Genomic DNA, 10,923 nt, shown 5'->3' with positions numbered 1-10,923 from the left:
TGCCGGGGCGGACAAGCCAATAACTCAGGCGTCACCATGCGTCGTATATACTTTCAGCATACATACAAAATGGTGATGGCGATGGCAACGAGAACCAGGCGTAACGCGGCAAGTGACGGTGACGGTGTGACGGCGGCGATGTCGGATCCGGACCCGGCAAAGGAGCTGCTGTGGGCACGCCCGGGGTTTCTCGTGCGGCGGCTTCACCAGATCCACGTCGCGATGTTCTTCGAGGAGTGCCAGTCGCCCAACATCACCCCGGTGCAGTACGCCATCCTGACGGTGCTGTCGGTGCTGCCCGGCCTGGATCAGACATCGCTGGGGCAGGAAGTCGGGCTGGATCGGACCACGACCATGGATGTAGTGCGCCGCCTGGAAGACCGCGGCCTGGTCGAGCGCAGGGAGAACCCCGCCGACCGGCGTACGCGCCATGTCCACCTGACACGGGAAGGCAAGAGCGTGGTCATGGCGCTGCGCGCCGACATGGCACGCGCGCAAGAGCGCATGCTGGCGCCACTGAAGCCCGCGCAGCGTGAAGTGTTCATGGAATTGCTGGCGACGCTGGTGGAGGCCAATAACCAATACAGCCGCACCATCCTGCGCAGCGTGTGAAAGACGACGGCGGGCGCTAGGCCCGCCGTGCCCCGGATGGCGTGGCTCAGACCGGGTAGACCAGGTCGTTGGCGATAATGGTGGTGTCGTACACCACCTGCCGCTCGCGCAACAGCAGCCTGCCGCCCTGGCGGCGGAAGCGGTCGTGGTAGGTGCCGGCCAGGTGGATCGTGGTGGGCCCTTCCACCAGTGTTTGCAGCAGCATGAAGTTGGCTTGCGCCACGATATCGCCGTCGGCGGTTTCGTCGCTGACGCGTGTGTTGGTGACCAGGTGCAGGTTGTAGCGTGGCGCGAACATCTGCGTATTGGCGATCGCCGCGGCGCGGTCGCGCATCATGCCGATGCCTACGGCGTACACCAGGCCCACCGGCAGGTTGAGCTCGGCGTTTTCACGCGCGGTGATGCGATAGAGCGCATCCTCGGTGAAGAAGCCGGGCCATTGCTCGACCAGCCCGGCGTCGAGCACGGCGCAGTAATCCGCATGGAAGGCGTCGATCTCCAGGCGCAGTTCGATGGCGCGCGCGGTGCCGAGCGTGCTCGGGCGATAGAGAGAATAGTTCATCGGTTTCATGTTCTTGGCATTCCCATTCTTGTCATCCCTTTGGCAGCCGTTCAGAATCCCATCACGCCGCGGTAGTACTGGTACATCGCGCGGATGGCGGATTCGGAGATCAGTGAACTGGAGGTGCCGACCTGCGTCGGGTCCAGCTTGATCACGTTCAGGTCGCTGCTGGAGCGGCGCACGCCTTCCTGCACGAACTTCATCGCCTCGTTGTCCTCCAGCCCCAGGAAGCCCGCAGGGCCCATCAGGTTGCCCTGGCGCAGGCGGTGCTGGGTCATCTCCTCGGTATCGTCCTCGTAGCCAAACATGGTCCACAGCATCAGCATGCTGTCGGGGCCGTTCGGCACGATCTGGCGCACGCCTAGCGTGTTCATCTCGCGCTGCACGATCAGGTTCGGCCAGATCGTCTGCATTGTCACCGACCACGGCGAGTCGAACTCCTTGATGTATTCCAGGAAGCGCTCATCTTCGAGGCGCATGCCTTCATGGTAGGAGCGCATCTCCTTCTTGTTCTCGTCGCTCACCGCCGCGTACTTGTCTTCTTTCTTGGCCGAGGCCATGGTGCCGTGGCGGCCGTGCACGGGGTCGGCGATCATCGCGGATTCGTTGCCCGCCACCAGCAGCCCGAACACCACCAGGAAGGAGTGCAGCAGCGTGGCGTGGTAGGGGTCCTTCAGGTTCTCGTGGTACATCTTCCAGTTGCACGGCAGCTCGTTCTTGTAATAGCCAAGCACCTTGAGCGGCTTGCCGTTGAAGACCACGTCGAAGTCCTTGAGGATCTCCGGCGTCATGTAGTCTTCCAGGCTTTCCATGTCCGCTGCGTACGAGGCGAAGATCACACCGTTGCGCGTTGCCACATGCAGCTTGACCAGCCCGTGGTCTTCATTGCGGAAGTCCTTGGGCATGCCCCCGGCACGGTTGACGCCGCGCTTGAACGGAACGCCCTGCAGGTTGCCCTTGAGGTCATAGGACCACTGGTGGTACGGGCAGACGAACTCCTTGGCGTTGCCCTGGCTGTGGCGGCAGAACTCAGCACCGCGGTGGGCGCAGCGGTTCTCGAAGACGTTGACCGAGCCGTCCTCGGCACGTGACACGACCACGGGCGTCGCGCCGACAAAGGAGCGCTTGTAGTCCCCGGCGTTCGGAATCTCCGCCTCGAGCGCGACATAGTTCCACGAGCGTCCGCGAAAGATCTTCTGCAGTTCCAGGTCATGGACGGCCTGGCTGGTGTAGACCCAGTCCGGGATGTAATGCAGGGCGTCTTCGGGCCAGCGGCAGTCGTCCAGTCCCGGGTTCTTCTTGCCCAGCGTGTGCTGGATCACCGCTTGTGTCTGGTACATGTGAAATTCCTTTCAGAGTGTGATGGGGCTGGCTGCCTGGGCCTGGATATCGCGCACGAGTTGCCGCAGCGGCAGGGCGTCGTCGCACAGGCGGGGCAGCACGCTTTCGATGGCCTGCCCGAACAGCGCGCGCAACTGGCGCAGGTCGCCGCCGGCGTTGACGGCAATGGCGTGGCTCAGGCGGCCTTGCCGGGTACCGAGGAGCATGAACCTGGGCGCGGGCGCATCGCTGGCGGCGATGCCGCGCCAGGCGTAGCGGGTGCCGTCCTGGGCCGTCCCCAGCATCTGCACATTGCAGCCGAACTGGTCGGTCCAGAACCACGGCGTGGCCGCGGGCTCCGTCGCCAGGCCCAGCATTGCCGCCGCGGCAATGCGCGCCTGCTCGTTGGCGCATTGCCACGATTCCAGCCGTACCTCGGCGCCGAACAGCGGCTGGTACTGGCTGCAGCAATCGCCCGCCGCGTAGATGCCGGGTACGCTGGTTCGGCCCTGCTCATCGACCCGGATGCCGCCGTTGACCGGGTGCAGCGCCAGCCCGGCCGCGGCGCCAAGCGTGACTTCGGGCGCCAGGCCGATCGCGACCACCACCAGCGGTGCGTGTAGCGCCGTGCCATCGGCCAGGCCCAGGTGCACGCCGCCGGCCTGCGCCTCGCAGGCGGCAATGCCGCACCCCAGCCGCAGCGCTACGCCCTGTGCGCGGGCGCGCTGTGCCAGCCAGTCGCTGAGTTCCGGGGGCAGGGCGCGGCCGAGCAGGCGGTCCGCGCTTTCGATCAGCGTGACCCGCAGGCCCAGTGCGGCCGCGGTGGAAGCTGTCTCCAGGCCGAGGAAGCCGCCGCCGATCACCACCACCTCGCCCGCAATCTGCATGGCGCTGCGCAGGCGCGCGGCGTCGTCGAGCGTGCGCAGGTAGTGCACGTGCTGCGTGCCCGGCGGCAGCACGGGAAGCGCACGCGCATTTCCGCCGGTGGCGAGCAGGCAGGCGTCGTAGCGGATGGCGTCCCCGTCGGCGCAATGGGCTACGCGCTGCGCGGGGTCCAGCGCGGTGACCGGGGTGCCAAGCCGCAGTTCGATCTCGTGCTCCGCATAAAAGCTGGCGGGATGCACGCCGATGCTGCCGTCCTGCGCACTGTCCGCCAGCACCGACTTGGACAGCGGGGGGCGTTCATACGGCGCATGCCGCTCGCCGCCGGCCATGACGATGCGCCCGCCGTGGCCCAGCTTGCGCAGCGCGGCGGCGGCCATGGCGCCGGCCTGGCCCGCGCCGACGATCAGGATGGACGTGTGCTGTGACATGACCGGTTCCATCAAAGCTCGACCCAGACCCGGCTGTCTTCGAACTTGACCGGGTAGGTGCGGATGTCGCTGGTGGCGGGCGCGCACATCGCCTTGCCGGAGCGGATGTCGAAGCGCGCCTGGTGCAAGGGGCACTCGATGCAGCCGTCTTCGAGGTAGCCGTCGGACAGCAAGGCGTACTGGTGCGTGCAGACGTTGTCGGTGACAAAGTACTCGTCCTCGCTGCGATAGACGGCGAGCTGGCGGTCGCCCAGCGTCAGCGGCATTACTTCGTCGTTCTGCAGTGTGTTCGCCGCATCGATTTCAATCCATGCCATGGCAATCTCCGTGAATCTAATTTGTCAGTATGCTGAATATATAAGATCAGTGTACTGATGTTTTGGGTGCGAAGTATTCTGGTTAACCCTGACCGGTGCTAGGGGTGCCGGGGCTGGCCGGCACCGTGGCCGGGGACGCTGCGGGGGCCGTGTGCGGCCGCGCCTGCCAGCGTGCCAGGATCTCGCCCATGATGCCGCGGCGAAAGGTCAGCACGCAGACCACGAAGATCAGCCCGGTCACCATGCTGACCGACTCGCCCAGCGCATCGAACCAGCCGATGCCCGTCATCGACGCCAGCGCGCTGCCGAGGTCCCCCAGCTTGTTTTCCAGCGCGACGACGACCAGCGCGCCCACGAGCGGGCCCGACAGCGTGCCCATGCCGCCCACCAGCGTTATCAGGATCACGGAGCCGGACATCATCCAGTGCACATCGGTCAGCGTGGCGAAGCCCAGCACCAGGGTCTTGAGCGCGCCCGCAAGTCCTGCCAGCGCCGACGACAGCACGAACGCCAGCAGCTTGAAGCGGTCGGCGTCATAGCCCAGCGACACCGCGCGGGGTTCGTTCTCCTTGATCGCGCGCAGTATCTGCCCGAACGGCGAATTGACGATGCGCATGATCCCCAGGAATGCCGCGGCAGTGATCGCCAGCACGACGTAGTACATGGTGTGGTCCGACGCCAGCGGCAACACGCCGAACAGGCTGCCGCGCGGCACCGCCTGCATGCCGTCTTCGCCGCCGGTCACCGGCGCCTGCAGGCAGAAGAAGTAGAACATCTGTGCCAGCGCCAGCGTGATCATGGCGAAGTAGATGCCCTGGCGCCGGATCGCCAGGGCGCCGAACACCAGTCCCAGCAGGGCACCGAACGCCGTGCCGGCCAGCAGGCCAAGCTCCGGGGTCAGCTGCAGCGACTTGATCGCATAGCCGCAGGCATAGGCAGCGCCGCCAAAGAACGCGGCGTGACCGAACGACACCAACCCGGTGTAGCCGAGCAGCAGGTTGAAGGCGCAGGCAAAGAGCGCGAAGCACAGCAGCTTCATCACTAGCACCGGGTAGGCGCCCAGCCAGGGCGCGAGCAGCAGCACTGCCAGCAGCAGCCCGTACGCGAGCGTTGCGCGGTTGGGATTTGCCATCACTTCTCCTTTCCAAACAGGCCAGCCGGGCGCACCAGCAGCACGCACACCATGGCGACAAAGACGACGGTTGCCGAGGCTTCGGGGTAATAGACTTTGGTGATGCCCTCGAAGACACCCAGCCCCAGCCCGGTGAAGATCGAGCCGAGAATCGATCCCATGCCGCCGATCACGACCACCGCGAACACCGTGATGATCAGGTTCTGCCCCATCAGCGGCGAGACCTGCATGACCGGCGCGGCCAGCACGCCTGCGAGTGCTGCCAGCCCCACGCCGAAGGCGTAGGTCAGCGTCACCAGCAGTGGCACATTCACGCCGAAGGCTTCGACGATGCGTGGATTTTCGGTGCCGGCGCGCAGGTAAGCGCCAAGCCGGGTCTTCTCGATCACGAACCAGGTGGCGAAGCACACCGTCAGCGAAGCCACCACGACCCAGGCCCGGTAGTTGGGCAGCACCATGAAGCCCAGGTTGCTGACACCGGTCAGGGCTTCCGGGGTGGGGTAGGGCAGGCCCGAGACCCCATAGAAGGAACGCAGCGCGCCCTCAATCAGCAGGCAGAGGCCCAGCGTCAGCAGCAGCCCGTACAGGTGGTCGAAGCGATACAGGTGGCGCAGCATGGTGCGCTCGAGCACCACGCCAAGCGCGCCTGCCACCAGCGGTGCCAGCAGCAGCATCAGCCAGTAATTCAGCCCAAGGTAGTTCAGTCCCATCCATGCCAGTACCGCGCCCAGCATGAACAGCGCGCCATGTGCGAAGTTGATCACGTTGAGCAGGCCGAAGATCACGGCCAGCCCCAGGCTCAGGATCGCGTAGAACGATCCGTTGACCAGCCCCAGCAGCAACTGACTCAGCAGCGCAGGCAGGGGCACTCCAAACATTTCCATACCAATATCTCCTTACACGCCCAGCAAGGCATTGAGCGTGGGCATCTTCCGTTCCAGCTCCGCGGCGGCGAACGCTTCCACGATGCGGCCATGCTCCATGACAAAGAAGCGGTCGGCCAGCGGCGCGGCGAAGCGGAAGTTCTGTTCCACCATGACGATGGTGTAGCCGCGGCGGCGCAGCGTGGCGATCATCTTTGCCAGCTTCTGCACGATCACCGGCGCCAGGCCCTCCGAGATTTCATCGAGCAACAGCACACTGGCACCGGTGCGCAGGATGCGCGCCACCGCCAGCATCTGCTGCTCGCCGCCCGACATGCGCGTGCCCTGGCTCTTGCGCCGCTCATGCAGGTTGGGGAACATCTCGTAGATCTCGGCGACGGACATGGGCGCGCGCAGTCCGGTGGCGCCCGGCGCCGATGCGAAGGACGGCGGCAGCATCAGGTTCTCCTCGCATGACAGGCTGGCAAAGATCGCGCGCTCTTCCGGGCAGTAGCCCAGGCCCAGCGGCGCAATGCGGTGCGTCTTCATGCCGATGGTCTCCTGCCCGTGCACGCGCACCGAGCCCTTGCGCGCGCCGACCAGGCCCATGATGGCACGCAGCGTGGTGGTGCGCCCCGCGCCATTGCGGCCCAGCAGGGTCACCACTTCGCCGGGTTGGACCGTCAGGTCCACGCCATGCAGGATGTGCGATTCACCGTACCAGGCATGCAGCCCGCGCAATGCCAGGGCAGGGATGGCGGTTGCCGTCATGCCGCCTCCGTAGCCGCCTGCACCGGCAGCGCTTGTTCGTCATCTGTCGTACCCATATATGCTTCCTTCACCTGCGGGTTGCGCGATATCTCGTCGTAGCTGCCTTCGGCCAGGATCGCGCCGCGCTGCAGCACGGTAATGCGATCCACGATCGAGGACACCACGCCCATGTTGTGTTCCACCATCAGCACGGTCCGGCCCGCCGACACGCGCTTGATCAGCGCGGTCACGGTTTCGACGTCCTCATGGCCCATGCCCTGCGTGGGCTCGTCCAGCAGCATCAGTTCCGGGTCGGTCGCAAGCGTGGTGGCAAGCTCCAGCGCGCGCTTGCGGCCATAGGCCAGCTCAGCCGTGCCCAGGTGCGCGAAGCTGGCCAGGCCAACGGCATCGAGCAGCTCCATCGCGCGCGCATCCAGCCGCGACAGCGAGCGCTTGCCGCGCCAGAAATGCCAGGCCGTCCCCAGCTTGCGCTGCAGCGCGATGCGCACGTTCTCCAGCACCGTCAGTTGCGGGAACACCGCTGAGATCTGGAACGAACGGATCACGCCCATGCGGGCAATCTCGGCCGGCCGCAGCGCGGTGATATCGGTGCCGTTGAAGTGGATCGAGCCGGACGACGGCGCGTGGAACTTGGTCAGCAGGTTGAAGCAGGTAGTCTTGCCGGCGCCGTTCGGGCCGATCAGGGCATGGATGGAGCCTCGCCGCACCGACAGGCTGACATCGCTGACGGCGGTAAAGCCCTTGAACGCCTTGGTCAGCCCTTGCGTGCGCAGGATCACGTCTTGGTCTGGCATGGCGCGCTCACTTCCTGACCAGCGGGCACTCGCTGGCGGACAGGGGGCGGAACGCCTCGTCGCCGGGAATGGTGCCGATGTACTTGACCAGGTCCCAGGGCCCCTTGGATTCAGCCGGCGTCTTGGCCTGCGCCAGGTACATGTCATGCACCATGCGGCCATCGGCGCGGACCTTCCCGTTGTGCACGAAGGCGTCGTTGACCGGCAGCGCGCGCATCTTCTCCGCCACGGCGGGGCCATCGACCGTCTTGGCAGCCTCCACGGCCTTCAGGTAGTGCAGCACGCCGGAATAGACACCGATCTGCCCATGCGTGGGGTAGGTCTTCTGGCGCTTGTAGTAGCGCTCGACGAAGTCCTTCGACTTCGCGTCGAGGTCGAGCCTGAACGGATCCACATAGGTCAGGCCCTGTGCGGTGTTCAGGCCCAGGCTCTTGATGTCGGTGATGAAGGTGGACGGTGTGATCACGGTCTGGCCGGCCTTGATCAGGCCGAACTCGCCGGCTGCCTTGACGCCGTTGATCATGTCGTTGCCGGCGTTGGCCAACACCACCACCTTGGCCTTGGAGGCCGACGCAGCGACCACGGGGCTGCTGAAGTCGCTGGCATTGAGCGGATGCCGGGTGCTGCCCACGTTCTTGCCGCCGCTGGCATCGACCGCCTTGCGGAAGTCGGCTTCCAGCGACTGGCCGAAGGCATAGTCCACGGTGATGTAGTACCAGCTGTTGCGGCCCTGGTCGATCATGCGCCGCACCAGCGGATAGGACACCGAGTAGGTATCCCAGGACCAATGGAAGCCGGTCGGCGAACAGTTCTGGTTGGTCAGCGCCATGGCGCCGCCGGTGGAAACGATGTCGATCTTCTGCTTCTGCCGCGCCACTTCCTGCACGGCCAGCGCGGTCGACGAGTTGGGGAAGTCGATCACCATGTCGACGCCATCGGTATCGAACCAGCGGCGCGCCAGCGACGAGGCGATATCCGCCTTGTTCTGGTGATCGGCGGACAGCACCGTGACCGGCTTGCCCAGCGCCTTGCCGCCGAACTCCTCCACCGCCATCTGCGCGGCCACGACCGAGCCTTTGCCGGAGAGGTCGGCATAGGAGCCGGACATATCGGTGATGACGCCGATCTTGACGCCGCTGGCATCAGCCAGGGCAGGCGTGGCCGAGGCCAGGCCCAGCAAGGCGGACGAGGCGGCAAGGGTGCGGAGAATGCGAGAGGTGGACATGGGGACTCCAGGTTGTCTGCGCGAAGAAAATGGAAAATGGCGATGGCTGCATTCGCCGGACGCGGGCGCCATCGCTGCGCCTGCATCCGGTAGAAGATCAGTATGCTGAGTATGTGTCGGAGAAAAGGGCGGATGTCTCCGCCCTGCAGGTGCGCCGGGCGGCGGGTTCAGGTGGCCAGGTCGCGGCCGCGCGTCTCGGGCACGAACACCATGCCGATGATGAAGGCCAGGCCCGCGATCACCACCGGATACCACAGGCCAAAGTAGACGTCGCCGCTGGACACGTTCATCGCCGTGACCACGAAGGACAGCATGCCGCCGACCCAGCCGGCGCCAAGGTGGAAGGGCAGCGACAAGGAGGTGTAGCGGACCCTGGCCGGGAACAGCTCCACCATGAACGCGGCCATCGGCCCATACACCATGGCCAGGAACAGGATCGGCACCAGCAGCAGCACGAACACCATCGGTGTGTTCATCTTTGCAGGGTCGGCGCGCTCCGGCCAGCCGGCTGCCACCAGGGCGCCCTTGATCGCATTGCGGTCAAAGCCTTGCAGCGTGTGGTCGCCGATACGGAGCTCCGCCTGGGCCGGATTGCCGGAGGGCACGAAGCTGTAGCCCACGCCCAGGTCGGTCAGGTAGCCGCGGATCTTGTCGCAGGCGGACACCGGCTCGCCGAACAGGCGCGCCTTACAGTCACCAGCGGTAACCTGGACCGCCCCTTGCTGCTGGAACTGCTCCAGCGCCGGGTTGGCGTAGTGGGTCAGGCCCTTGAATACCGGCTGGATGCACACCGCTGCCAGCAGGCAGGCGGCCATCATGATGTACTTGCGGCCGATGCGGTCCGACAGCCAGCCGAAGAACAAATAGCACGGCGTGGCCACCACCAGCGCGATCGCGATCAGCATATGGACGGTTTCGATCGGCACGTGCAGCGTCTTGTTGACGAAGAACATCGAATAGAAGTGCCCGGTGCCGAAGATCGCTCCCAGCCCCGCCGCCACCACGAACAGCAGCAGCACCGACTTCAGGTTCTCCCATTTGGTGAAGCTGTCGCGGATCGGGGCCTTGGAGGTGGCATTGCTGGCCTTCATGCGCGCGAACACCGGCGACTCATGCAGCTTGCCGCGGATGTAGACCGAGATCACCAGCATGACCAGCGACACGATGAACGGGATGCGCCATCCCCAGGCGCGGAATTCCGTCTCGGTCAGGAAGGTCTTCAGCAGGTACACCACGAACAGCGAGGAGAGCAGCCCCAGCGTTGCGGTGGTCTGCAGCGAGCTGGTGTACAGGCCGCGCTTGTGTACCGGCGAATGCTCGGCCACGTACGTGACCGCGCCGCCAACCTCCCCGCCCAGGGCCAGTCCCTGCAGCAGGCGCAGCAGCACCAGCAGCACCGTGGCGGTGATGCCGATCTGCTGGTACGTCGGCAGCACGCCCACGCCCACGGTGGCCACGCCCATCAGCAGGATGGTGACCAGGAAGGTGTACTTGCGGCCGATCAGGTCGCCCAGGCGGCCGAACAGCAGCGCGCCCACCGGGCGGATCAGGAAGCCGGCGCCGAAGGTGGCTAGGCTGGCGAGGAAGGCGGCACTCTCATTGCCGGGGGGGAAGAACAGTGCGCCGAAGTACACGGCCAGCGCGGCATAGATGTAAAAGTCATACCACTCCATCAACGCGCCGAAGGATGAGGCAAGGATGACCTTGCGCTCTTCGGCAGTCATGCCGGAGGCTGGGGCGCGCGTCTCGTCGCGGGTCAGGCTGATCGTCATGGCGGGGGTCCTTTGGTGAGGCAGTTGTCTTTGTCGTGTGCTTTGCGGCGGTGCCTGCGCCGCTTGCCGGGGGACTGCGATGACCCCGTGCTGTGCGGCGCTGCATCTTGCCGGTGCATCAGTCAGTATGCTGATGAGAAACGCAGTATGCTGAGCAAAATGCGGGCCACCCGATAGCGGCCGCAATGCGCGATTTAAGTGGTTATTTCATATTGTCAGCATACTGAGCATCTGCGATCAGT

Annotated in this window: 11 protein-coding genes; 1 reads left to right on the top strand and 10 read right to left on the bottom strand. The window is 65.4% G+C overall.

What is annotated here, in order from left to right:
- The first annotated feature begins 81 nt into the window (after window positions 1–81).
- Complete coding sequence (locus DN412_RS10435; RefSeq protein ID WP_078201454.1) at window positions 82–612, top strand: MarR family winged helix-turn-helix transcriptional regulator; 531 nt, start codon at window positions 82–84, stop codon at window positions 610–612.
- Window positions 613–658: 46 nt separating this feature from the next.
- On the opposite strand, the gene DN412_RS10430 is transcribed toward DN412_RS10435, so the two are convergent.
- The 10 genes from DN412_RS10430 to DN412_RS10385 all read right to left on the bottom strand — a co-directional run bounded on the left by DN412_RS10430 (window position 659) and on the right by DN412_RS10385 (window position 10,681).
- Entirely contained in the window at window positions 659–1,174 is a 516-nt protein-coding gene (locus tag DN412_RS10430; protein WP_208647591.1) for an aromatic-ring-hydroxylating dioxygenase subunit beta, read from the bottom strand.
- A 50-nt stretch (window positions 1,175–1,224) separates the two neighbouring features.
- Window positions 1,225–2,514, bottom strand: a complete 1,290-nt coding sequence (locus tag DN412_RS10425; RefSeq protein ID WP_115014674.1) for an aromatic ring-hydroxylating dioxygenase subunit alpha — start codon at window positions 2,512–2,514, stop codon at window positions 1,225–1,227.
- Between the two features lie 12 nt (window positions 2,515–2,526).
- The gene (locus tag DN412_RS10420) at window positions 2,527–3,807 is read right to left on the bottom strand and encodes an NAD(P)/FAD-dependent oxidoreductase (RefSeq protein ID WP_115014672.1); all 1,281 of its coding nucleotides are present in this window, start codon (window positions 3,805–3,807) and stop codon (window positions 2,527–2,529) included.
- 11 nt (window positions 3,808–3,818) lie between these two features.
- Window positions 3,819–4,124, bottom strand: coding sequence for a non-heme iron oxygenase ferredoxin subunit (locus tag DN412_RS10415; protein ID WP_115014670.1), 306 nt, complete (start codon window positions 4,122–4,124; stop codon window positions 3,819–3,821).
- A gap of 82 nt (window positions 4,125–4,206) precedes the next feature.
- Window positions 4,207–5,256, bottom strand: coding sequence for a branched-chain amino acid ABC transporter permease (locus tag DN412_RS10410; protein WP_115014668.1), 1,050 nt, complete (start codon window positions 5,254–5,256; stop codon window positions 4,207–4,209).
- Window positions 5,256–6,140 (bottom strand): branched-chain amino acid ABC transporter permease, encoded by an 885-nt coding sequence (locus tag DN412_RS10405; protein WP_078200312.1) that lies wholly within the window; start codon window positions 6,138–6,140, stop codon window positions 5,256–5,258. Before DN412_RS10405 ends, DN412_RS10410 begins: the two co-directional genes overlap by 1 nt.
- 12 nt (window positions 6,141–6,152) lie before the next feature.
- Window positions 6,153–6,890 carry an ABC transporter ATP-binding protein gene (locus tag DN412_RS10400; protein WP_115014665.1) on the bottom strand — a complete coding sequence of 246 codons (738 nt, stop codon included), beginning with the start codon at window positions 6,888–6,890 and terminating at the stop codon, window positions 6,153–6,155.
- A complete protein-coding gene (locus DN412_RS10395; RefSeq protein WP_115014662.1) occupies window positions 6,887–7,684 on the bottom strand; it encodes an ABC transporter ATP-binding protein in 798 nt (265 codons plus the stop codon). The genes DN412_RS10400 and DN412_RS10395 overlap by 4 nt, the downstream gene beginning before the upstream one ends.
- A gap of 7 nt (window positions 7,685–7,691) precedes the next feature.
- Window positions 7,692–8,909: an ABC transporter substrate-binding protein gene (locus DN412_RS10390; protein WP_115014659.1), complete on the bottom strand. Its 1,218-nt coding sequence runs from the start codon at window positions 8,907–8,909 to the stop codon at window positions 7,692–7,694.
- Between the two features lie 167 nt (window positions 8,910–9,076).
- Complete coding sequence (locus DN412_RS10385) at window positions 9,077–10,681, bottom strand: MFS transporter (protein WP_115014656.1); 1,605 nt, start codon at window positions 10,679–10,681, stop codon at window positions 9,077–9,079.
- Between the last annotated feature and the right edge of the window lie 242 nt (window positions 10,682–10,923).

The sequence above is a fragment of the Cupriavidus lacunae genome (assembly GCF_003353055.1).
Taxonomy (GTDB): Bacteria; Pseudomonadota; Gammaproteobacteria; order Burkholderiales; family Burkholderiaceae; genus Cupriavidus; species Cupriavidus lacunae.
The sequence above is the reverse complement of the archived record's forward strand: the minus strand, read 5'-3'. Positions and strand labels throughout refer to the sequence as shown.